14 protein-coding genes are annotated in these 22,842 nt (G+C 72.3%); 5 read left to right on the forward strand and 9 right to left on the reverse strand.

The window, feature by feature from the left end; all coding sequences use genetic code 11:
• Position 1 precedes the first annotated feature (1 nt).
• Both IEQ44_RS13380 and IEQ44_RS13385 read left to right on the forward strand, forming a co-directional pair.
• Positions 2-4,534 carry an ATP-dependent helicase gene (locus IEQ44_RS13380; protein ID WP_193638965.1) on the forward strand — a complete coding sequence of 1,511 codons (4,533 nt, stop codon included), beginning with the start codon at positions 2-4 and terminating at the stop codon, positions 4,532-4,534.
• Positions 4,527-5,315: a DNA-formamidopyrimidine glycosylase family protein gene (locus IEQ44_RS13385; RefSeq protein ID WP_193638966.1), complete on the forward strand. Its 789-nt coding sequence runs from the start codon at positions 4,527-4,529 to the stop codon at positions 5,313-5,315. Before IEQ44_RS13380 ends, IEQ44_RS13385 begins: the two co-directional genes overlap by 8 nt.
• A gap of 2 nt (positions 5,316-5,317) precedes the next feature.
• Here the strand turns inward: IEQ44_RS13385 and IEQ44_RS13390 are convergent, their stop codons facing one another.
• From IEQ44_RS13390 to IEQ44_RS13430, 9 genes are all read right to left on the reverse strand, one after another.
• A complete protein-coding gene (locus IEQ44_RS13390) occupies positions 5,318-5,620 on the reverse strand; it encodes a helix-turn-helix domain-containing protein (protein ID WP_193638967.1) in 303 nt (100 codons plus the stop codon).
• 40 nt (positions 5,621-5,660) lie between these two features.
• The gene (locus tag IEQ44_RS13395) at positions 5,661-6,158 is read right to left on the reverse strand and encodes a CinA family protein (RefSeq protein WP_319804676.1); all 498 of its coding nucleotides are present in this window, start codon (positions 6,156-6,158) and stop codon (positions 5,661-5,663) included.
• A gap of 25 nt (positions 6,159-6,183) precedes the next feature.
• Positions 6,184-8,613: a S8 family peptidase gene (locus IEQ44_RS13400; RefSeq protein ID WP_193638968.1), complete on the reverse strand. Its 2,430-nt coding sequence runs from the start codon at positions 8,611-8,613 to the stop codon at positions 6,184-6,186.
• Between the two features lie 96 nt (positions 8,614-8,709).
• Positions 8,710-9,333 (reverse strand): CDP-diacylglycerol--glycerol-3-phosphate 3-phosphatidyltransferase, encoded by a 624-nt coding sequence (gene pgsA / locus IEQ44_RS13405; protein ID WP_193638969.1) that lies wholly within the window; start codon positions 9,331-9,333, stop codon positions 8,710-8,712.
• Positions 9,330-10,778 (reverse strand): 30S ribosomal protein S12 methylthiotransferase RimO, encoded by a 1,449-nt coding sequence (gene rimO, locus IEQ44_RS13410; RefSeq protein ID WP_319804678.1) that lies wholly within the window; start codon positions 10,776-10,778, stop codon positions 9,330-9,332. The genes pgsA and rimO overlap by 4 nt, the downstream gene beginning before the upstream one ends.
• A gap of 144 nt (positions 10,779-10,922) precedes the next feature.
• Entirely contained in the window at positions 10,923-12,800 is a 1,878-nt protein-coding gene (locus IEQ44_RS13415; protein ID WP_193638971.1) for a helix-turn-helix domain-containing protein, read from the reverse strand.
• Entirely contained in the window at positions 12,797-15,391 is a 2,595-nt protein-coding gene (locus tag IEQ44_RS13420) for an FtsK/SpoIIIE family DNA translocase (RefSeq protein ID WP_193638972.1), read from the reverse strand. Before IEQ44_RS13420 ends, IEQ44_RS13415 begins: the two co-directional genes overlap by 4 nt.
• A 69-nt stretch (positions 15,392-15,460) precedes the next feature.
• Positions 15,461-16,330: a M56 family metallopeptidase gene (locus tag IEQ44_RS13425; RefSeq protein WP_193638973.1), complete on the reverse strand. Its 870-nt coding sequence runs from the start codon at positions 16,328-16,330 to the stop codon at positions 15,461-15,463.
• A 7-nt stretch (positions 16,331-16,337) separates the two neighbouring features.
• Positions 16,338-16,751, reverse strand: coding sequence for a BlaI/MecI/CopY family transcriptional regulator (locus tag IEQ44_RS13430; protein WP_319804677.1), 414 nt, complete (start codon positions 16,749-16,751; stop codon positions 16,338-16,340).
• 133 nt (positions 16,752-16,884) lie between these two features.
• Between IEQ44_RS13430 and IEQ44_RS13435 the strand changes: the two genes are divergently transcribed.
• Genes IEQ44_RS13435 through cydD form a run of 3 tightly spaced genes read left to right on the forward strand, consistent with a single transcriptional unit; the run spans position 16,885 to position 22,840 of the window.
• Positions 16,885-18,336 carry a cytochrome ubiquinol oxidase subunit I gene (locus IEQ44_RS13435; protein WP_193638974.1) on the forward strand — a complete coding sequence of 484 codons (1,452 nt, stop codon included), beginning with the start codon at positions 16,885-16,887 and terminating at the stop codon, positions 18,334-18,336.
• Positions 18,337-18,354: 18 nt separating this feature from the next.
• Positions 18,355-19,398, forward strand: coding sequence for a cytochrome d ubiquinol oxidase subunit II (gene cydB, locus IEQ44_RS13440; protein ID WP_193638975.1), 1,044 nt, complete (start codon positions 18,355-18,357; stop codon positions 19,396-19,398).
• Positions 19,399-19,402: 4 nt separating this feature from the next.
• A complete protein-coding gene (gene cydD, locus IEQ44_RS13445; protein WP_193638976.1) occupies positions 19,403-22,840 on the forward strand; it encodes a thiol reductant ABC exporter subunit CydD in 3,438 nt (1,145 codons plus the stop codon).
• The last annotated feature ends 2 nt before the right edge of the window (positions 22,841-22,842 follow it).

The following is a 22,842-nucleotide window of genomic DNA, read 5'->3' on the forward strand; positions in this document are numbered from 1 at the left end:
CGTGCCAGCGCTCGACGCCTTCAGTGCCCCGACCCGCGAGTGGTTCTCCGCTGCCTTCGCCGCACCCACCGCCGCCCAGGAAGGCGCTTGGGACGCGGTCGCGCGTGGCAGGCACGCCCTCGTCGTGGCGCCCACCGGGTCGGGCAAGACGCTGAGCGCCTTCCTCTCCGGCCTCGACCGCGTCCTGACCACGCCCCCTCCGGAGGACGGGCCGGCCTGCCGGGTGCTCTACGTCTCGCCCCTCAAGGCGCTCGCGGTCGACGTGGAGCGCAACCTGCGCGCCCCCCTGGCCGGCATCCGGCACACCGCCGCACGGCTGGGCGTCGAGGTCCGCGACGTGCGGGTCGGTCTGCGCTCCGGCGACACCGACGCCGGCGAGCGACGACGCCAGGCGACCAAGCCGCCTGACATCCTCATCACCACTCCCGAGTCGCTCTTCCTGATGCTGACCAGCAAGGCACGCGAGGCGCTGCGCAACGTCGACACGGTCATCCTCGACGAGGTGCACGCCGTGGCCGGCACGAAACGCGGCGCCCACCTCGCGGTGACCCTCGAGCGCCTCGACGCCCAGCTGGCCCGCCCCGCCCAGCGCATCGGCTTGAGCGCCACCGTGCGCCCGGTGGAGGAGGTCGCCCGCTTCCTCGGCGGTGGCGCGCCGGTCGAGGTGGTCGCTCCGCCCAGCAGCAAGGAGTGGGACCTGCGGGTCGTCGTGCCGGTCGAGGACATGACCTCTCCCGGCCACCTGTCCAGCGACGCGGCCGGCCCACTGGGGGACGACGCGGGTCATGACGGAGAGGAGCAGGCCGCCTCACCGTCGCTGTGGCCCCACGTGGAGGAGCACGTCGTCGACCTCGTCGAGCAGCACCACTCGACGATCGTCTTCGCCAACTCCCGACGACTGGCCGAACGCCTCACCGCGCGGCTCAACGAGATCGCGACCCAGCGCGCCGGCGGTGAGACCTCCCGCGACGCAGCGCCGGCCGAGGCGATGGGTGCCGCCGGTGCCGCAGCGGCCTCCGAGGTGGTGATCGCCAAGGCGCACCACGGCTCGGTCTCGAAGGAGCAGCGGGCGCTGATCGAGGACGACCTCAAGCACGGACGCCTGCCGTGCGTCGTCGCCACCAGCAGCCTCGAGCTGGGCATCGACATGGGGGCGGTCGACCTGGTCATCCAGATCGAGTCGCCGCCCAGCGTGGCGAGCGCCCTGCAGCGTGTGGGCCGCGCCGGCCACCAGGTGGGTGAGGTCAGCCGCGGCGTGCTCATGCCCAAGCACCGCGGCGACCTGGCCCCGACAGCCGTCGCCGTCACCCGCATGCGCTCCGGTGGCATCGAGGCGTTGCGCATCCCCAAGAACCCGCTCGACGTGCTGGCCCAGCAGGTCGTGGCGATGGTGGCGATGGACGAGTGGGACGTGGAGGAGCTCCACGACCTCGTCCGGCGAGCCGCTCCCTACGCCGACCTTCCCCGCAGCGCCTACGAGGCCACGCTCGACCTGTTGAGCGGTCGCTACCCCAGCGAGGAGTTCGCCGAGCTGAGGCCGCGCCTGGTCTGGGACCGGGTCGCCGACACCCTCACCGCTCGTCCCGGAGCGCAGCGTCTCGCCGTCACCAGCGGCGGCACGATCCCCGACCGGGGTCTGTTCGGCGTGCACCTCGTCGGGGAGGGCACGGGACGACGCGTCGGCGAGCTCGACGAGGAGATGGTCTACGAGTCGCGGGTCGGTGACGTCTTCGCGCTGGGGGCCAGCAGCTGGCGCATCGAGGACATCACCCACGACCGCGTGATGGTGACCCCGGCTCCGGGCGTGCCGGGGCGACTGCCGTTCTGGAAGGGCGACACGCTCGGGCGCCCCGCCGAGATGGGTGGCGCCATCGGCGAGATGGTGCGCGCCCTGACCTCGGTGGGTCCCGACGCAGCCCGCCAACTGGCGCGCGACGAGGGCCTCGACGACTACGCGGCAGACAACCTCGTCCGCTACCTCGAGGAGCAGCGCGAGGCCACCGGCGTCGTGCCGCACGACTCCCACGTCCTGGTCGAACGCTGCCGCGACGAGCTGGGCGACTGGCGCCTCGTCGTGCACTCGCCGTGGGGCACGCCCGTGCACGCGCCCTGGGCGCTGGCGATCAACGCCCGGCTGCGGGAGCGCTACGGCGTCGAGACCCAGGCCATGGCCAGCGACGACGGCATCGTGATCCGCGTGCCCGACACCGACGCCGAGCCGCCCGACGCCTCCCTGGTCGTCTTCGACCCCGGGGAGATCGAGGAGATCGTCACCACCGAGGTCGGCGGCTCCGCCCTCTTCGCCAGCCGGTTCCGGGAGTGCGCCGCCCGCGCCCTGCTGCTCCCCCGGCGCGACCCCGGCCGGCGTTCTCCGCTGTGGCAGCAGCGCCAGCGCAGCGCCCAGCTGCTCGAGGTCGCCGCCAAGTACCCGTCCTTCCCGATCGTGCTCGAGGCCGTGCGTGAGGTCCTCCAGGACGTCTACGACCTGCCGGCCCTGGTCCAGCTGCTCCGACGCGTCGACCAGCGCGACATCACGATCACCGATGTCGAGACCGCCCACCCCTCCCCCTTCGCCGGCACGCTGCTCTTCGGCTACGTCGCCCAGTTCCTCTACGAGGGTGACTCGCCGCTGGCCGAGCGCCGCGCGGCGGCCCTCTCGCTCGACCCCGGTCTGCTCGCCCAGCTGCTCGGGCGCAGTGAGCTGCGCGAGCTGCTCGACCCTGCCGTGATCGCGGAGGTCGAGCAGGAGGTGCAGTGGCTCGCGAAGGACCGGCGCGCCCGCGACGCCGAGGGGGTGGCCGACATGCTGCGTGTGCTCGGGCCCCTCACCACGGCAGAGGTCGCGGCGCGCAGCACGGATCCCGAGTCCGCGCCGTCGTGGCTCGACTCCCTCGCCGCCACCCGCCGAGTCGTGGAGGTGCGGATGGCCGGCGTCGAGGTCTGGTGCACCGTCGAGGAGGTGGCCCGCCTGCGCGACGGCCTCGGGGTGCCGGTGCCGCCGGGCGTGCCGGTGGCCTTCACCGAGGTCACCGAGGACCCGATCGGTGACCTGCTCGCGCGCTACGCCCGCACGCACGGCCCCTTCGTGCCCGCGGACCCCGCCGCCCGCTTCGGCCTGGGTGAGGCGGTCGTACGTCAGACGTTGGCCCGCCTCACGGCCCGGGGTCGCGTGGTGGAGGGCGAGTTCCGGCCCGACGGCACGGGACAGGAGTGGTGCGACGCCGAGGTGCTGCGGCGCATCCGGAGGCGCTCCCTCGCTCGCCTGCGCCAGGAGGTGGAGCCGGTGCCCCCCGAGGCGCTGGCCCGTTTCCTGCCGGTGTGGCAGAAGGTCGCCGGCAGCGCTCCCCGCGTCGGCCTGCGGGGTGTCGACGGCGTGCTGAGCGTCGTCGACCAGCTCGCCGGGTGCCCGGTGCCCGCCAGCGCCCTGGAGTCGCTCGTGCTGCCCTCCCGGGTGCGCGACTACTCCCCGGCCTTCCTCGACGAGCTCACCGCCGCCGGGGAGGTCCTCTGGTCCGGGCACGGCGCGCTGCCGGGTTCCGACGGCTGGATCAGCCTCCATCCCGTCGACCGGGCCCACCTGACCCTCCCGCCGCTAGTCGAGGACGACCTCGAACCACTGGCCCGCTCCGTGCTGGAGGCGTTGGAGGGCGGCGGCGCCTACTTCTTCCGTCAGCTCTCCGACCTGGTGGGCAGCACCGACGACCGCGCCCTGAGCTCCGCGCTGTGGAGCCTGGTGTGGAGCGGTCACGTCACCAACGACACGGTCGTCGGGCTGCGCGGCCTGCTCCGTGGCGGGAGCACGACGCACCGCAACCGGCGTACGCCCCCGCGTGCCGCCCGGATGCCGTCGCGCAGCGGCCCTCCGGAGACCGCAGGCCGGTGGTCGTTGCTTCCGGCGCGCGAGAGCGACCCGACACGGGTGGCGTACGCCCGCGCCGAGCTGCTGCTGGAGCGTCACGGCGTCGTCACCCGTGGCGCCGTCGGTTCGGAACGCGTGCCGGGTGGCTTCGCGGGTGTCTACCGCGTCCTCGGCGCCCTGGAGGAGAACGGGCGGTGCCGACGCGGCTACTTCGTGGAGGGTCTCGGTGCGGCCCAGTTCGGCACACCGGGGTCCGTCGACCGGCTCCGCACCTTCGGTGACGACCCGCACGAACGCCCGGCCGCACCGGTCGCCCTCACCCTCGCGGCGACCGACCCGGCCAATCCCTACGGCGCGGCCCTGCCGTGGCCCGAGACCACCGGCCACCGTCCAGGACGCAAGGCCGGTGCCCTGGTCGTGCTGGTCGACGGCAGCCTGGTCCTCTACGTGGAGCGTGGGGGTCGCTCGCTGCTCACCTGGTCGGAGGACGACACGGCTCTGGCGGCCGCAGCAACCGGGCTCGCCGACGCCGTGCGACGCGGGGCCCTGGGACAGCTCACCCTGGAGAAGGCCGACGGCGAACCACTGCTCGGCCACGGAGGTTCGGTGCTGCGCGATGCCCTGGACGCGGCAGGGTTCGTGGCGACGCCCCGGGGGTTGCGCATCCGTGCCTGAGGGAGACACCGTCTGGCGGGCGGCACGCATGCTCGATCGCAGCATCGTGGGCCGCACGTTGGTGCGCAGCGACTTCCGGGTGCCACGCCTGGCCACCGTCGACCTCGCGGGTGCCGTGGTGGCCAGCAGCGCCTCACGCGGCAAGCACCTGCTGCTGCGCCTCGACCACGACACTCCTTGGACCCTGCACACGCACCTCAAGATGGAGGGCGCGTGGCGCACCTTCTCCCCCGGGCAACCGTGGCGACGCCCGGCGCACACCGCCCGCGTGGTCCTCACCACCGACGGGCCCACCGCCGTCGGCTTCTCGCTCGGCGTGGTGGAGCTCTGGCCACGCGCCGAGGAGCAGGACCGACTCTCCCACCTGGGGCCAGACCTGCTCGGCCCGGACTGGGACCCCGAGGAGGCCCTGCGCCGCCTGCTCGCGGAGCCCTCCACGCCTCTGGTCCAGGCCCTGCAGGACCAGACCCGGATGGCCGGGGTCGGCAACATGTACGCCAACGAGCTCTGCTTCCTGGCCGGCCTGGACCCTCACGTGCCTGTGGGAGCCGTGGAGCGACCGGAGCGGCTGGTGCAGCGCGCCCAGCAGGTGTTGACGGTGAACAAGGAACGCGCCCAACAGTCCACCACCGGCGACCTCGCGCCCGGACGGCGGACCTGGGTCTACCGGCAGAAGGCCTGCCGCCGGTGCCACGGCCGGATCAGCACCACGATGCTCGGCGTCGAGGGACAGGAACGCGCCACCTACTGGTGCCCGAGCTGCCAGCGTACGGTCGCCTGAGATCAGGCGGCGGAGGCCACCACGTCGCCCGCAGGCCGGGCCGACTCGAGCGAGGTCGTACGCCCCAGGGCTTCCTCGCGGGCGACGACGACGCTGGCCTGGCGCAGGACCGCCGACAGCGGGACGTCGAGGGCCGAGCAGAGCGACGCGAGCAGCTCGGAGGACGCCTCCTTCTGACCGCGCTCGATCTCGGAGATGTAGCCGAGGCTCACACGTGCCTGCGCCGAGACCTCACGGAGGGTGAGACCGCGCTCCATCCGAGTGGCACGCAGCACCTCGCCCAGGGTCCGGCGAAACAGCACCATGCGTCCTCCTCGGTCATGTCGACTGCACGTGGCTCCAACGCTACCGGACACGTGGTTCTTCCCCCGGCAGGATCTCGTGAAGAAGTGCGAGCGCCTCGGCGACGGTCGCGGCCTGCACCGCTGCCCGGTCACCGCGCAGGGCGAGCCGACGCGCGGTGACACCCTGTCCGCTCGCCACGGCGACGAAGACGGTGCCGGGCGGATGTCCCTCCTGGGTGGACGGACCGGCCACCCCCGTCGTGGCCACCGCGACGTCGGCCGACACCAGCCGGCGCGCTCCCTGCGCCATCGCCGCGGCGCACTCCTGCGAGACGACGCCGTGCTGCTCGACCACGGCGACAGGCACACCAAGGACGTCCGCCTTGACCTCCGTGGCGTAGGCGACCACGCCACCCCGGTAGACCGACGAGGCCCCCGCGACCCCGGTGATCGTGGCGGCGAGGGCACCCCCGGTGAGCGACTCCGCGGTGGCGAGGGTCAGGCCCTCCTCGCGCATGCGCGCGAGGAGGACCGACACCTCGTCTGAGGACGGCGTCACCACAGGCACGACCGGTGGCCCTGGCTCACCGGGTCGTCCCGGTGCTCCTGACGCCGAGCGAGGAGGGCAGAGATCCCCGGAAGGTGACGCGCGCGGTGATCGTGAACACGACCCCGGCGTAGCTCTTGTCGCCGCGCACGATCATCCGGTAATACCAGGTGCCACGCCGCTTGGGAAGCTTGGTGCGGTACTTGCCAGCCTTCGTGGTCCGGATCGTCCGGAACTTCTTGAACCCGGCCTTCTGGCGCTTGGAGACCTTGATGACGATCTTCTTCTTGCCGTACTTCGGCGTGACCTTGCCATTGATCACGAAGGTGCGGTCGTTGCCCTTGAAGGTCACCTTGCGGGCGACGCGGACCGACAACGTGCCGGACTGGCTCGTCGCGTAGGTCGCAGCGGAGTCAGAACCGCCCTCGTAGACCGCCCGGTACTGGGTGTTCTTCTGCGGCATGACGTCGTAGAAGCTGACGTACCCGCTGGCCGCAGCGGTGCGCACGGTCCTCCAGCCCCCACCGACCGGCTTGGCCTGGAGCGCCACCTGCCCGGCGTAGACGCTGTCGCCCGACGTGGTCGTCACCGAGGCCTCGAGGTAGGGCTTGTAGCTGCCCCTGTACTGCACCAGGGTCCGCAGGGCCTCGACCGTCGTCACCGTCTGGAGGCTCCCCGGAGTCGGTGTGGGCGTGGGGGTCGGGGTGGGGGTCGGCGTCGGCACCGGTGTGCCCGACACCCGGACGGGGGCGGAGTCCGCTCCGACCGGCGCGAAGACACCGCTCGCCACACTCTCGCGCGCGACCACCTGCATGCCCGCGTCGGCACTGGTCACGACGTAGGTCGCCCCGGTGCCCACGGAGCGACCGTTGGCGAACCACGTGAACGACTTGCCCGACGACGGACCGGTCCAGCTGGTGCCGGTGACCCTCAGCGTCTGACCGGGCGCGGGGGTGCCTGAGATCGTCGGGATCCCCGTGGGAGCCGGGACCTTGGTCGCGTCGACGACGCCCGTGCCACACGTGGAAGTGGTGCAGGCGAGGAAGCCGGAGGCACTCGCACTCGGGAACGGAGCGACGGCGGCACGCAGCGCAGCCTCGAGCTGGTCGGGGGTGAACCGCCCGACCGACGCCAGCAGCGCCGCGACACCTGACACTGCCGGCGTGGCCATGCTGGTGCCCTGCATCCAGCCGTACCCGGGGCCCTCCGGGGAGGTCGAGCCGATGTCGACCGTCGAGAGCACGCCGTTGCTTCCCTCCCACGCCATGTCGCCGCCGGGGGCGGCGACGTCGGCCTGGCTGCCGTAGTTGGAGTACATGGCGCGGTCGCCGTAGTCGCTCGTGGACGCCACACCGATCACGCCGTTGCAGTTGGCCGGCACGCTGTCGACGGCGTTGACCCCTTCGTTGCCCAGCGCCACGACGACTGCCGCTCCCCTGCCCTTAGCGGACTGGATCGCTTCGTTCCACGCAGCCGTGCAGGTGCCCGAGCCGCCGAGCGAGAGGTTGATGACCTTGGCAGGCGTGGGGTTCGCGGGGGTGCCGGGCACCGTCACGCCGGCGGCCCACTTGACCGCCGCGGTGATGTCGGCGTCCGTGCCACCGCACCGCCCGAGCACGCGCACGGGCTGGATCTTGGCGCCGGGCGCCATGCCGACGACACCCTGGGTGTTGGAGGCCGCGGCCACGGTGCCGGCGACGTGGGTGCCGTGCCAGGAGCTGTCCTGCGCCGGCCCGCCCCAGGGGCAGAACTCCGCCGGGGTCCAGTCGCCCGGGTCGTCGGGGTTGGCATCGGTCCCGTCGCCGTCGTTGGAGTAGCCGGCGTCGGAGACGAAGTCGTAACCGGAGACCAGGTTGGGCGCCAGGTCAGGGTGGTTGAGACGTACGCCGGTGTCGAGCACGGCGACGACGACGCCCTGACCCTTGGTGGCGCGCCACAGGGCCGGGGCCTTGGTGCCGTACCCCCCGGCCGGCCACGGGTTCACGCCGATGGCCCGGACCCGGGCGTCGTCGGCGCCGCGGGTGTCCCACACGTTGCGCAGCTGGGCCGCCATGGGGTCCGGCACCGGCGTGGGCCACGCGTCGGTGGCCCAACGGACGTGGTTGGGTGCGGCCCACACCACGTCGGCCCGCTCGGCCACGCGGGCCGCCGCCTCGGCTGCCTCGGCCACCGGGACGGGATCGCTGCGGTAGGCGCGCACCCGGTCGCCCAGGGCGCGTACGGAGACGTCATCACCCAGGGCGCTGCCCGCAGCCGCACGCAGCGCGCTGGCAGAGGCACCTCCGCGGTACTTGACGATGAGGCCAGCGGCCAGCGCCGGACGCTCGGGTGCCGTGCGAGCCGACGGCTCCGACGGCTTCGACAGGTCGGGCTGCCGCTCGGCCGAGGCGGCCGGCAGGCCGGCGAGGAGGCTGGCAACCACCGCCCCGGAGGCCGACAGCGCGATGGCGTGCAGTGACTTCTTCAATTCTTCCCCCGGGTGACCAGTGCTGACGGGCGTACACCGCCCACCCCCACGATAGGCCTCAGGGCGCCCCGTCGACGGCCGGGACGAGAAAAATGGTCAGGCGCGCAGGGCGGCCCGCTGCCGCCAGACCTCGCGGTAGAACTCGAAGCCGGACCACACCGTCATCACCACGGCGCCGGCGAGCGCCACCTGCCCAATGTAGAAGACGACCTCACCCCCGATGCCGAGAGCGTCGAACGCCCCGCCGTGCGCATCGCCGTGCGGCAACGGCATGACGAGCAGCCCCAGGGCCAAGGCCTGCAGGGCGGTCTTGACCTTGCCCGACTGGGCGGCCGGCATCACGACGCGCTTCAGCACCGAGAGGCGCAGGAGAGTCACGCTCCACTCGCGCAGCAGGACGACGACGGTGACCCACCACCACACGTCTCCCACGATCGAGAGCCCGATGAACGCCATGCCCGTGATGGCCTTGTCGGCGATCGGGTCGGCGATCTTGCCGAAGTCGGTGACGAGGTTGTGCTTGCGCGCCAGGTCGCCGTCGATCTTGTCGGTGATCATGGCCCCGGCGAAGATCCCGAAGGCGACCCAGCGCCAGAGCGTGGAGTCGCCACCGTCCTGCAGCAGGACCCACCCGAAGACCGGGACCAGCAGGATCCGCAGGGTGGTGAGGGCGTTCGGGACGTTCCAGTTGCTCGGCGTCCGGGTGCTCTGCGTGCTCATACGACTCCGCTCTCGACACGGGCGACCAGGTCGACGCCCTGGCTCTCCACGACCTCGGCCCAGACCAGGTCGCCCACGGCCAGGACCTCGCCGCCGAGGAGCTCCGTGGTGCCGTCGACCTCGGGCCCCTGGTGCTGCGCGCGGCCCTCGACCACGCCGTCCTCGACGTGCTCGACCAGCACCTGGACGCATTCGCCGACGCGCTCCTCCGCACGCTGGCTCGTCAGCTCCTCCACGAGCGCGTTGACGTGGGCGACGCGGGCGTCGACCTCGTCCTGGTCGAGCTTGCCGTCGTAGCCGGCGGCCTCGGTGCCGTCCTCGTCGGAGTAGCCGAAGACCCCGGTGACGTCGAGGCGAGCGGCCTCGAGGAAGTCGCACAACGTCTCGAGGTCCTCCTCGGTCTCGCCGGGGAACCCGACGATGACGTTGGAGCGCACGCCGGCGGTCGGGGCCTCGGCACGCACCTGCTCCAGCAGGGCCAGGAAGCTCTCGGGGTCACCGAAGCGGCGCATCCGACGCAGGACGGGGGCGCTGGCGTGCTGGAAGGAGAGGTCGAAGTAGGGCACGACGCCCGGCGTGTGGGCGATCGCCCGGACGAGGCCGGCGCGCGTCTCGGCGGGCTGCATGTAGGAGACCCGCACCCAGTCGATGCCGTCGATGCCGGACAGCTCGGGCAGCAGGGTCTCGAGGAGCCGCAGGTCACCGAGGTCCTTGCCGTAGGAGGTCGAGTTCTCGCTGACCAGGAAGAGCTCCTTCACGCCCTGGGTGGCGAGCCACTGTGCCTCGGCCAGCACGTCGCTGGGACGGCGCGAGACGAACGAGCCCCGGAAGCTGGGGATCGCGCAGAACGCACACCGACGGTCGCAGCCGCTGGCGAGCTTGAGCGGAGCCATCGGACCGGAGCCGAGGCGTCGGCGTACGGCACGGGGGCCGCTCGCCGGGGCGGCGTCGGCGGCCAGGTCAGGCTCCTGCACGTCGAGGACGCTTGCCTGGGCGTGGCCGGGCACGCTGATGCCGCTGGCGTCGCGAGCGACCGGGGAGATCGGCAGCAGGGCACGCCGGTCGGCGGGCACGTGCGGCTCGTGCTTCTCCCCACCGAGGATGGACCGCAGCCGGGCCGCGATGTCGGGGTAGTCGTCGAAGCCGAGCACTGCGTCGGCCTCGGGCAGCGAGTCGGCCAGCTCCTTGCCGTAGCGCTCGGCCATGCACCCGACGGCGACGACCGCCTGCGTACGCCCCTGCTCCTTGAGGTCGCTGGCCTCCAGCAGGGTGTCGACGGAGTCCTTCTTGGCCGACTCCACGAAGCCGCAGGTGTTGACGACGACCGTGTCAGCCTCCTCCGGCTCGGAGACGAGGCGGAAGCCGTCAGCCTCGAGGCGGCCGGCCAGCTCCTCGGAGTCGACCTCGTTGCGAGCGCAGCCGAGGGTCACCACGGCGACGCTGATCAGCCCGTCGGAGGCAGGAGTAGTCGTAGTCATCGCGACACGAGTATGCCCGCCGCTCCGCGGAAGGTCCGCATCCCCGACTGGGGTGTGGGACACGTCCGGGGAGGGCGGGCGGCGCTCGTTCGGGTCATCCGACCCGGTGGCTCACTCGGCGTAGGTGCCCTGGCCGGGCTCGCCGGCCTCGCCAATCGGGCCACGCTTCTTGCCGGCCACCACGACGGTCACCGAGCCGTCGCTGCTCTGCACCCGCACCGGCGGGCTGGCCTCCACGTCGGCGCGCTCGCCGATGGCCAGCCGACCCCGGAAGACGACCTCGCCGTTGGCGTCACGCACCACCACGGCGGCGCCGCCGGTCGGGGCCTCGACCCGGACCTTGACGGGGTCGGCCACGGCACTGCCCAGGCCTCCGGGACCGCCGGAGCCGTTGAGCACCGGGGTGTCGGCGACGCCGTCGCGGGGCGCGTCCATCACCAACCTGGCCACGGACCAGGTCAGCACCAACGCCATCACCACGGCGACCAGGACCGACCAGTTGGGTCCGCCCTTGGTGCCGCGGATCGAGCCGTGGCTCCCGGTGGCCAGCTCGGCCTCGAAGACCCGACGCGGGTCCACCGGCGCGTGGGCGTACCGCTCGTCGTAGGCCACCAGCAGCGGGGCGACGTCGATGCCCAGCACGCGGGCGAGCGTACGCAGGTGACCGCGGGCATAGAAGTCGCCGCCGCAGGGCACGAAGTCGTCGACCTCGATCGCCTCGATGACGTGCGGCCGGATCCGGGTCCGCTCGGCGAGCTGTTCGGTGCTCAGGCCCAGTCGCGTGCGGGCAGCCCGCAGCTCGGGCCCGACGACCGGGTCGGCCGCGGGCTCGACCACGAAGTCGTCGATCACCACCGGAGCCACGGCGTGGCCCTCCTGCGCGATGGGACGCACCCGGTCACCCCAAGGGGTGTCCTCCTCGAAGAAGTCCTCGGCCTCGGGCCCGGTGCCGGGAGCGTCCGCGCCGACCTGCGACTCGGAGTCGTCGACGAGGCTGCTCACGACCTCGGCACGCGAGGCGGGGGTGATGGCGCGGATCGGAGCCGGCGTCTCGCTCGGCTCGACGGCGGACTCGGGGGTCTCGGCCGGCTCGTCCTCGACGAGCGACGTCGCCAGGGCATCGGACTCCTCGGCCGCCAACTGGTCGGACGCCTCGCCGTTGGGGTCCTCCACCCTGGCCCGACGTCGCGACACCAGGGCCGTGACGCGGGCACCCAGGCGGGAGCCGGCGACACTCAGCAGCGGGACCGCGCGGTCTGTGGCCGGAGCGACGGCCACGTCGGGGTCCAGCACCGCGGGGGCCTCGGCCTCGGCCACCGGGTCGAGGACCAGCGCCTCGGGCGCACCCGAACCGGACTCGGTCTCGGCGCCGTCCTCGACGACGAGCACCGAAGCGCCGCGGCTGGCGAGCTGGTCGAGGGCGGCCGTCAGGTCGGAGCCGGCGCCGACCACACGGGTGCTGAGGCCCAGGGGCAGGGCCAGCGGGCCGCCGTACATCCGACGCGCCCAGGCCGCCTGTCGGGCCGCTGGGCGACCGAGCTGGGCGAGCATCCGCTCCGGCGTGTGCGCCACCACGGAGAGCACCCCGTCGCGCAGCAGTCCCTGGCGGGGACGGTGCTCGACCCGGGCGACCGCCGACCACGGCAGACCCACCCAGGCGCGCCCCAGGCGCAGGCGTACCCCTTGGTCGTCTGCTACCAGCAACGGAGTGCGCGCGTCGACGAGGGTCGCCAGCCAGGCAGCGGAGACGGCGGACAGCACCACCACGAGGATCCAGTCCAGCACGGCGCCGGAGCTGATCGCCCGGCCGAACCAGGCGATGGCCACCGCGGAGGCGAGGATGCCCACCACGGCGGCGACCGCGCCGTTGCGGCGGACCTCGACGATCTCCCCGGCCAGGCTCAGGGCGGGGAGGTCTGCACCCGCGCGCTCGTCGTCGTGCCACTCCTGCGCAGCGTTGCCGAAACCGTCCACAGCTCCCCCGTTCATCGCTCCCCCTCCAGCGTCGCGATGACGCCGTCCACCTCGTCGGGCTTGACCAGTACGTCGCGTGCCTTCGACCCCTCGCTGGGGCCGACGACGCCTCGGCTCTCCAGGATGTCCATCAGCCGCCCGGCCTTCGCGAAGCCGACGCGCAGCTTGCGCTGCAGCATCGACGTCGAGCCGAACTGGGTGGAGACGACCAGCTCCACGGCCTGGATCACCAGGTCGAGGTCGTCACCGATGTCGTCGTCGAGCTCGCGCTTGGAGGCCGCCGGGGCGGTGACCTCCTCGACGTAGGTCGGCTCGAGCTGGTTCTTGCAGGCCGCGACGACCTCGTGGATCTCTGCCTCGGTGACCCAGGCGCCCTGCACACGGATGGGCTTGGAGGCGCCCATGGGCAGGAAGAGCCCGTCACCCTGACCGACCAGCTTCTCGGCGCCGGGCTGGTCCAGGATCACCCGGCTGTCGCCGAGGCTGGAGGTCGCGAACGCCAACCGGGAGGGCACGTTGGCCTTGATCAGGCCGGTGACGACATCGACCGACGGCCGCTGCGTCGCGAGCACCAGGTGGATGCCGGCGGCGCGGGCGAGCTGGGTGATGCGGACGATGGCGTCCTCGACGTCGCGCGGGGCGACCATCATCAGGTCGGCGAGCTCGTCGACGATGACCAGCAGGTAGGGGTAGGGCGTGAGCACGCGCTCGCTGCCGGCGGGCACCTCGACCTTGCCGGCACGGACGGCCTTGTTGAAGTCGTCGACGTGGCGGTAACCGAAGTTGGCCAGGTCGTCGTAGCGCATGTCCATCTCGCGCACGACCCACTGGAGGGCCTCGGCGGCCTTCTTGGGGTTGGTGATGATCGGCGTGATGAGGTGCGGGATGCCCTCGTAGGCGTTGAGCTCGACCCGCTTGGGGTCGACCATGATCATCCGCACCTCGTCGGGGGTCGACCGCATCATGATCGAGGTGATCATCGAGTTGATGAAGGACGACTTTCCCGAGCCGGTGGCGCCCGCGACGAGCAGGTGGGGCATCTTCGCCAGGTTGGCGACCACGAAGCCGCCCTCGACGTCCTTGCCGAGGCCCGCGACCATCGGGTGGTGGTTGCTGCGGGCTGCCTCCGAGCGGAGCACGTCGCCGAGGGAGACGATCTCCTTGTCGAGGTTGGGGATCTCGACGCCGACCGCGGACTTGCCGGGGATCGGGCTGAGGATGCGCACGTCGGCCGATGCGACGGCGTAGGCGATGTTGCGCTGGATGTTGGTGATCTTCTCGACCTTGACGCCGGGGCCGAGCTCGACCTCGTAGCGCGTCACGGTCGGACCACGCGTGTAGCCGGTGACGTGGGCGTCGATGCCGAACTCGTCCAGCACCTGGGTCAGCCGGCCGACGACCTCGTCGGAGGCCTTCGAGCGGGCCTTGTGGGGCGAGCCCGGCTTGAGCACGTCGCTGCCCGGGAGGGTGTAGGTGATGTCTCCGGAGAGCGCCAGCTGCTCCACGCGCGGCGGCAACGGGGTGTGGGGCGGCGGCTCGACGGCGGGGACGACCTCGGTCGCGGCGTCCTGGGCGGGCGCGGTGTCGCCGAGGATGTCCAGGCCGGCGTCGCCGTCCTGCTCCAGCGCCACGTCGATGGGGTCGCGCTTGCGGCGGCGCTTCGTGATCTCCCGGTCCTCCAGGAGCGGGGTGTCGTAGGCCGGGTCGCCCATCTCCGGGTCGATCTCGACCTCGCCCCGGCGCGGACGGTGGATCGGCTCCCCGTCCTCGTCGTAGGTGCGGCCCGTGAGGCGGTCGCGCAGTTCGGCGAGGCGGTGCGGCACCTGGTAGATCGGCGTCGCGGTGATCACCAGCACGCCGAAGACGGTGAGCAGGACCAGCAGCGGCACGACCACGTAGACGGTGCGCAGCAGGTCCATGAGGAGGCTCGAGACGACGAAGCCGATGGCGCCGCCCGCCCCCTGCAGGGCGGACGCGTCGCCCAGGCTGGGCTGCGGGTTGCCGTTGGCGATGTGCACGAGGCCCAGGACGCCCAGCAGCACGGCGGTCCACCCGATCACCTGCCGGCCGACCGGGCCGTTGTGCTCCGGGTCGCGCAGCGTGCGCCAGCCCAGGAACGCGAGGGCCAGGGGCACTGCCCAGGCGACCTTGCCGACGGTGCCGGCGGTCACCGAGCGGACGAAGTCCATCGCACCGCCGGGCGGTTGCCACCACACGGCGCCGGCCACGACCATGGCCAGGCCGAGCAGGAAGAGACCCACCCCGTCGCGACGCAGCTCCGGGTCCAGGTCACGCGCCCCGTGGCCTACGCTGCGAGCCACGGCACCGACACCGTGCGCCACGGCCATCCACAGCGCGAGCAGGCCGCGGCCCAGCGCCACGAACGTACGCTGCACGGGCCCTGGGCCGTTGCGCACCGCGCGGGGCGCGGGGCGCCGTGCCGTCTGCGGGGCGCGCGCAGAGCCACGTCCTGCCGACGAGGCAGGACGTGCGGTGCTCTTGCCAGCTCCACTCGAGCCAGTACTCCGGGATCGGGTGCTCGTGCCCTTCTTCGCAGAAGAGCCCGAACTCCGCGAACCCGGCGGGGAAGACGTACGGGTCGCCATGCTGCGACCCTAGTTGATTCGCCACACCAGCCACTCCAAGCACAGGTGCGTGTCGCTGATCCCTGAGGCTCAGAGCCCGTTCAGCCAGGGCGCCACCACGAGCGCGGTCGGAGCCACCAGCAGGGCCCACGCCACCGCCAGGAGGGCGAGCGTCTGCAGCGGCCGCGGACGCACGAGCGAGAGCACGCGGACCCGTTCGACGAGGTCGACCGCACTGGCCCCCATCGCCCCGACAGGAGGACGGGCACCGGCCATCGCCAGCAGGGCGCGACCCAGGTCGCCCGCCGACCCGACCTTGAGGGCCGCCCGGTCCGCCAGGATCTCGACCAGGAGACGCACCTCCCGCAACGCCGCGTCGGAGGAGACCCAGCGGGGGAAGGCGCGGTGGAGCACCGTGAAGGCCTCGAGCACCAGGTCGTGCCGGGCCGCCAGGTGCGCGCGCTCGTGCGCCAGCACCACCGTGACCTGCTGCTCGTCGAGCGCGGCCAGGGCCGCCCCGGAGAGCACCACCCGGGGCTGGGCGACGTCCGGGACGCAGTAGGCCACGGGCACGTCATGGTCCAGCACGCGCACCCGACCCAGGCTGCCACGATGCTCCGCGAGCAGGTCCAGGTGCTCGCGGTGGAGGCGACGCTCGGTGCGCAGCGACGTGCCCACGCGGTGACCGGAGAACAGCAGACGCGCCACCACCACGACCGTGAGCAGGCCGGCGAGGACCGCCACCACCACGCCGACCGTCCCGGTGCCGTGCTCCCACGCCGAGGCAGTCATCAGCGAGAGACCCGCGCCGACGGCCGCCAGCACGGCTGCCAACGCGATCGCCTGCCAGAGCACGAGCGAGGCGATGGGCGTCAGGTGGAGCCGCTTCCAACGCGCCAGGGCAGCAGGAACCGGACCGGCGAGGGCCACCGCGGTCGCCCCCAGGGCCAGAGGTGTCATCAAGATGTCAGTCCAACGCCGCCAGGGCCTTGCGCAGGGCGGCGATCTCCTCGGCCGAGGCGTCCTCCACGAAGGCGACAAGGGCTGGCTCCCGCTCCCCCGACCCCAGGTCGGCGAGCGTCCCGCGCATCAGGTCGGCCGTCATCTCCGCCCGGGACGAGCGCGCCCGGTAACGGTAGGCCCGACCCTCCTTGTGCTGCTCGACCATTCCCTTGCGCGAGAGCCGGTCCATCACCGTCATCACGGTCGTGTAGGCCACGTCTCGCGAGGCGGAGATCTCCTGGTGCACCTCGCGGACCGTGACGTCCGCCTCGGGCGCGAGGTCCCACAGCACGTCCATGACCGTACGTTCGAGCTCACCCAGGGCCGCCTTCGAAGCCGGGCGGCGAGGCAGGGTGCGGGTGGGCTTCTTCACAGTCACGTGCCCGAGTATACCTACGACACGACGACGTACTACTCTTCTGCGTACTACGATTCGTAGTAGTCAGGTGGAGGGCGCCCGAACGTCCACCGCCCCACGACCGGAGACCGGTCACCGTCCCCCTGGAGGCACTGTGGAAGTCCTGGACATCGCCAGATGGCAGTTCGGCATCATCACCGTCTACCACTTCTTGTTCGTGCCGCTCACGATCGGCCTGACGATGCTCCTCGCCGTCATGGAGACGATCTGGGTGCGCACCCGCAAGGAGGAGTACCTGCGGCTGGTGAAGTTCTTCGGGAAGCTCTTCCTGATCAACTTCGCGCTCGGAGTCGTGACCGGAATCGTGCAGGAGTTCCAGTTCGGCATGAACTGGTCGGACTACTCACGCTTCGTCGGTGACGTCTTCGGGGCCCCACTGGCCATCGAGGGCCTGCTCGCCTTCTTCCTGGAGTCCACCTTCCTCGGGCTGTGGATCTTCGGCTGGGACAAGCTCCCCCGCGCCCTGCACGCCGCCTGCATGTGGCTGGTGCACATCGGCACGCTCGCCTCGGCCTGGTTCATCCTGGCCGCCAACAGCTGGATGCAGCACCCGGTCGGCCACACCTACAACGCCGAGACCGGGCGGGCCGAGCTCGTCGACTTCGCGGCCGTCATGTTCAACAAGGTGCAGCTGGTCACCTTCCCGCACGTCGTGCTGGCGGCGTACATGACCGCCGGAGCCTTCATGGCCGGGGTCGGTGCCTACCTCTACGTGAGCCGTCGCAAGCAGCACGCCGCGGACCGGAACCTCTACCGCCTGGCGATCCGGATCGGTGCCGTCGCAGCGTTGGTCGGCGGTCTGGGCGTGACCCTCAGCGGTGACGTCCAGGGCAAGATCATGACCGAGGTCCAGCCCATGAAGATGGCCGCAGCCGAGGGGCACTACGAGACCGAGGACGGTGCCTCGTTCTCGGTGCTGACGATCGGCAAGCTCGACGGCACCGAGGCCACCCCGATCATCGAGGTGCACGGGCTGCTCTCCTACCTGGGCACCGGTTCGTTCGACGGCACCGTCGAAGGCATCAACCCGTTGCGCGAGAAGTACGCCGAGACCTACGGCCAGGACCCGGGCGCGGCCTACTACCACCCGGGCGACTACGTGCCCGTGATCCCGGTGACCTACTGGTCGTTCCGCTTCATGATGGGTCTGGGATTCGTCGTGGCCGCCGGCGCCGCCCTGCTGCTGTGGGTGACCCGCGCCAAGCGGCCGATCATGCCGGGCCGCTGGCTCGCCTGGTTCGGCATCAGCCTCCCGGTCTTCGCCGTCGCGGCCAACTCGTTCGGCTGGATCTTCACCGAGATGGGCCGCCAGCCGTGGGCCGTCTACGGGCTGATGACCACGCAGAACGCCGTCTCCCCCGGCGTGACCGTCACCGAGGCCGCGATCTCGCTGCTCACCTTGACCCTGCTCTACGCCGTGCTGGCGGTGATCGAGGTCGGGCTGCTCGTCAAGTACGTCCGACGCGGCGCCGAGCCCTTCGTCGAGCCGCCGGACGTGCCCGTGGGAGGGCACGACGACGACCGCCCCATGGCCTTCGCCTACTGAGAGAGGAGCAGGATTCCGATGGAACTCACCACCGTCTGGTTCGCGCTCATCGCGATCCTCTGGATCGGATACTTCGCCCTCGAGGGCTTCGACTTCGGCGTCGGCATGCTCATGCCGCACCTGGCGAAGAACGAGAAGGAACGCCGCGTCATGTACAACACCGTCGGCCCCGTGTGGGACGGCAACGAGGTGTGGGTGCTGGTGGCCGGTGGCGCCACCTTCGCGGCGTTCCCCGAGTGGTACGCCACCCTCTTCAGTGGCTTCTACCTCCCGCTGCTGCTGATCCTGGTGGCGCTGATCGTGCGCAACCTGGCCTTCGAGTACCGGGGCAAGAAGGACTCCGACTCGTGGCGCAAGAAGTGGGACGTCGCCCTGGTCGTCGGCTCCTGGCTGCCGGCCGTCCTGTGGGGCGTGGCCTTCGCCAACATCGTTGCCGGGGTGCCGATCGACGCCGACAAGGAGTTCACCGGCAACCTCTTCACGCTGCTCAACCCGCTGGGCCTGCTCGGTGGGCTGGTGACGGCGAGCCTCTTCGCCACCCACGGGGCCATCTTCGTGGCCCTCAAGACCGACGGCGAGATCCGGCACCGTGCCCGGGCCATGGCCGCGAAGCTGGGGCTCGTCACCGCCGTGCTCGCGATCGCCTTCATGGGGTGGATCCAGGTGAAGACCGGTGACACGGCCTCCGCCGTCGCCTTCGTCGCCGCTGCAGCTGCCCTGGTGGGGGCGATGGCGGCCAACCTGCGCGGGCGAGAGGGCTGGGCCTTCATCGGCACCTTCGCCACGATCGCGCTGGCCGTCGCGGGGCTCTTCCTGGCGCTCTTCCCCGACGTCATGCCCTCGACCACCGACGCGGCCTACTCGTTGACCACGACCAACGCCGCGGCGACGGCCTACACCCTCAAGATCATGACCTGGGTGGCGGTCATCTTCACCCCGATCGTGCTCATGTACCAGGCCTGGACCTACTGGGTCTTCCGCAAGCGCATCACCACCGACAGCATCCCCGACCCGGTGCCCGACGACGCGTACGCCGGCCACCCCGGCGCCGAGGTGGAGTGACCGCGTGAAGCCCTTGGACCCTGCGCTCGTCCCCCACCTCCTCCCGGCTCGAGGCCCCCTGCTCACGGGGGTCGTCGCGGGGACGGCGCAGGGTCTGCTGGCCGTGGCCCAGGCCTGGGCGGTGGGTGCTCTCATCGTCCGACTGGTGACCGACCCTTCGGGCGACGGCTGGCACTCCCCCGCCCTGTGGCTGGCCGTCGTGCTCGTCGCCCGGGCTGCGGCCGGCTACGTCGTCGACGTGAGTGCGGCCCGCGCGTCGGCCCGCGTCTCCACGGTCCTGCGGCGTCGACTGCTGGAGTCGGCCGCCCGGCTCGACGTGCTGCAGCTCTCGCGGCACCGCACCGGCGAGATGACCGCGCTGGCCACCCGTGGCATGGCCGCGGTCGAGCCCTACCTGACCCGCTACCTGCCCTCGCTCGTGCTGGCTGCGGTGCTGCCCGCGGCCACGATCGCGACGATCTTCTACCTCGACTGGGTCTCCGGCCTCGTCGTCGTGCTCACCCTCCCCCTGGTGCCGGTCTTCGCGATCCTGATCGGGCTCAACACGAAGGACCGCGCCGAGCGTCAGTGGCGCGAGATGGCGACCCTGTCGGGCCACTTCCTCGACGTCGTGCGTGGCCTGCCGACCCTGGTGGCCCACCGTCGGGCCAACGCCCAGTCGCGCACGATCCGTCAGGTCACCGACCGCTACCGCCGCGCCACGCTCGACACCTTGAAGATCGCCTTCGTCTCCTCGGCCGCCCTCGAGTTCATCGCCACCCTCTCGGTCGCCCTCGTCGCCGTGGTGGTCGGCCTGCGGCTGGCAAACGACGGCATCGACTTCGAGACCGCCCTGATCGTCTTGCTGCTCGCGCCGGAGGCCTACTGGCCGTGGCGTCGGGTCGGGGCGGAGTTCCACGCCGCGGCTGAGGGCACGGCCACCTTCGCCACCGCCACCGCCCTGCTCACCGCGGACACTGACGACGTCGTGGGTGCCCGCGGCGAAGGCGCCGACGCCCCGTCGTCAGACGGGGCGCCCCTGAAGCGCGGGGTCCGTCTGGAGTCGGTCGGCTTCACCTACCCGGGCCGACGAGACCCGGCACTCGCCCCGCTGAACGCCTCCCTGCCGGCGCGGGGTCTGGTCGCCGTGGTCGGTCCCTCGGGGGCCGGCAAGTCGACGCTGCTGCACCTGTTGACCGGGGAGCTCACCCCCACCACCGGCGCCGTCGAGGTCGACGGGGTGCCGCTCTCCGACGTCGCTCCGACCCGCTGGCACGCCGGGGTGGCGACCGCTCCGCAACGGCCCTGGCTGACCGCCGGCACGATCGCCGAGAACCTGCTGGTCGGGCGCCCCGACGCCGACACCCAGGATCTCTGGAACGCTCTCGACTCCGTCGACCTGCGCGGCGTCGTGAGCGCCCTGCCCGCGGGCCTCGACACGCCTCTGGGCGAGGACGGCGCCGGCCTCTCCGCCGGACAACGCGCCCGCCTGGGGCTGGCCCGCGTCGTGCTCGCCGCGCGGCCGGTGGTGCTGCTCGACGAGCCCAGCGCCCACCTCGACACCGAGTCGGAGGCCGTGCTGCTGCGTACGCTCCGGCGCCTCGCCGACGACGCCCTCGTCGTCGTGGTGGCCCACCGCAGTGCCGTGGTCGACGCCGCCGACCAGGTGCTCGAGGTGGCCCCCTCCCCCGTCGCTGCCACGACCCCGGTGCTTGACGCGTCCACCGCGCTCGACGTGACCGCGGTGGCCGACACCGGTCCCGGCAGCCAGGGAGCGAGCCGGGGTGCCCGCGTCACGACCACCGACGACGGTGATCTCGAGCCGGCGCGCTGGGGCGTGCGTACCGGGACCGTGCTCGGCGCGCTCTCCGTCGCCTCCGGCGTGGCGTTGACCGCCACCGCTGCCTGGCTCATCACTCGGGCCTCGGAGCACCCACCCGTGATGTACCTCATCGTCGCGATCGTCGGCGTGCGGACCTTCGGTCTGGGCCGCCCGGTGCTGCGGTACGCGGAGCGCCTGGTCTCCCACGACGCCGCGTTCCGGCTGCTGGCCGAGCGGCGGGCCCAGGTCTACGACGCCCTCGTGCCGCTGGTGCCCGGACGTCTGGGAGTGCGCCGCGGTGACCTGTTGACCAGCGTCGTCGACGACGTGGACGCCCTCGTCGACGACCAGCTCCGGGTCCGGCAGCCGCGGGCCACCGCTGCCCTCGTGGTGGCGTTGGCGTTGGTCTTCGCCTTCTTCGTGCACCCGTGGGGTGCGGTCGCCGTGGCAGTCGTGAGCGCGGCCGGTCTCGCCGCACACCTGCTCACGCTGGCCCGGGTGCGCGCGGCCGAGGGCGACTTCGTCGCGGCGCGCGCGGAGGTCTCCACCCAGGTCGAGGCCTACCTGCACAGCCTGCGGCAGTGGGTGCTGTGGCAGGCCGAGTCGACCGCCCTGGCCCGCGTCGACGCCGCCTCCGAGCGTCTCGGCGTCGCCAGCCGACGCTCCGCCCGGGCCTCCGCGCTGGGCCACGCCCTGGTCCTGCTCTCCTGCGGGTTCGGACTGGCCGGCACCGCGGCGTTGATGGCCCCACCCCTCCAGCTCGGACAGCTCTCGCCGGCGATGACGGCCCTCCTGGTCATGTTGCCGCTGGCGATGGTCGATGTCTTCGGCCCCCTGGTCGACGCCGCTCCCGTGGCGGTGCGGACCCAGGCGGCAGCCGCCCGACTCGAGGCGCTCACCCGGCGGGAACCGGCTGTGGCCGTCGCGCCGGGCCTGGCCCCGGAGCCGCTCTCGGCGCACCCCGACGGCGCCGTCGTCAGGGCCGACCTCGGGTGGGGCGACGAACCCGCCGTCCGCGGCCTCGACCTCGACCTGCCGGCCGGGGCCCGGGTCGGGCTGGTCGGCCCGAGCGGCTGCGGCAAGTCGACCGTCGCCGCAGGGTTGATGCGCTTCCTCGACCCGACGGCCGGGCAGGTGACCTGGGACGACACCGACGCCCGAGGGCTCCACCCCGACACGATCCGGGAGCGGGTCGGCCTCGTCGACGACGACCCCTACGTCTTCACCTCGACCGTGCTGGAGAACGTACGCCTCGCGCGGCCCGACGCCGACGACCACGACGTGCTCGCGGCCCTCGAGCGCGCACGTCTGGGCGCGTGGGTCGCGGCCCTCCCCCACGGCGCGGAGACGATGGTGGGTGAAGGTCACGCGCACGTCTCCGGTGGGGAACGAGCTCGCCTGGCGTTGGCCAGGGCGCTGCTGGCCGACCAGCCGGTGCTGGTGCTCGACGAGCCGACCGCGCACCTGGACACCGAGACCGCCCGAGCGGTGAGTGCCGAGCTGCTGGAGCAGCACGGACGCAGCATCCTGTGGATCACCCACGGCCGCGTGGGCCTGGACGCCATGGACCACGTGGTGGTCCTCGACGCCGCGGGGCAGGCGCCTCGGCTGCTGCCCCGCGACGGCGTCAGCGTGGGGTGAGG

Origin of the sequence: Nocardioides malaquae (assembly GCF_015070385.1) — a bacterium.
GTDB lineage: Bacteria > Actinomycetota > Actinomycetes > Propionibacteriales > Nocardioidaceae > Nocardioides > Nocardioides malaquae.

Coding starts and splice junctions, on each gene's coding strand:
- IEQ44_RS13390 (WP_193638967.1), bottom strand. CDS start 5,620: ATGGTGCTGTTTCGCCGGACCCTGGGCGAGGTGCTGCGTGCCACTCGG.
- pgsA (WP_193638969.1), bottom strand. CDS start 9,333: ATGAGCACGCAGAGCACCCGGACGCCGAGCAACTGGAACGTCCCGAAC.
- IEQ44_RS13415 (WP_193638971.1), bottom strand. CDS start 12,800: ATGAACGGGGGAGCTGTGGACGGTTTCGGCAACGCTGCGCAGGAGTGG.
- IEQ44_RS13420 (WP_193638972.1), bottom strand. CDS start 15,391: ATGGCGACCCGTACGTCTTCCCCGCCGGGTTCGCGGAGTTCGGGCTCT.
- IEQ44_RS13425 (WP_193638973.1), bottom strand. CDS start 16,330: ATGACACCTCTGGCCCTGGGGGCGACCGCGGTGGCCCTCGCCGGTCCG.
- cydB (WP_193638975.1), top strand. CDS start 18,355: ATGGAACTCACCACCGTCTGGTTCGCGCTCATCGCGATCCTCTGGATC.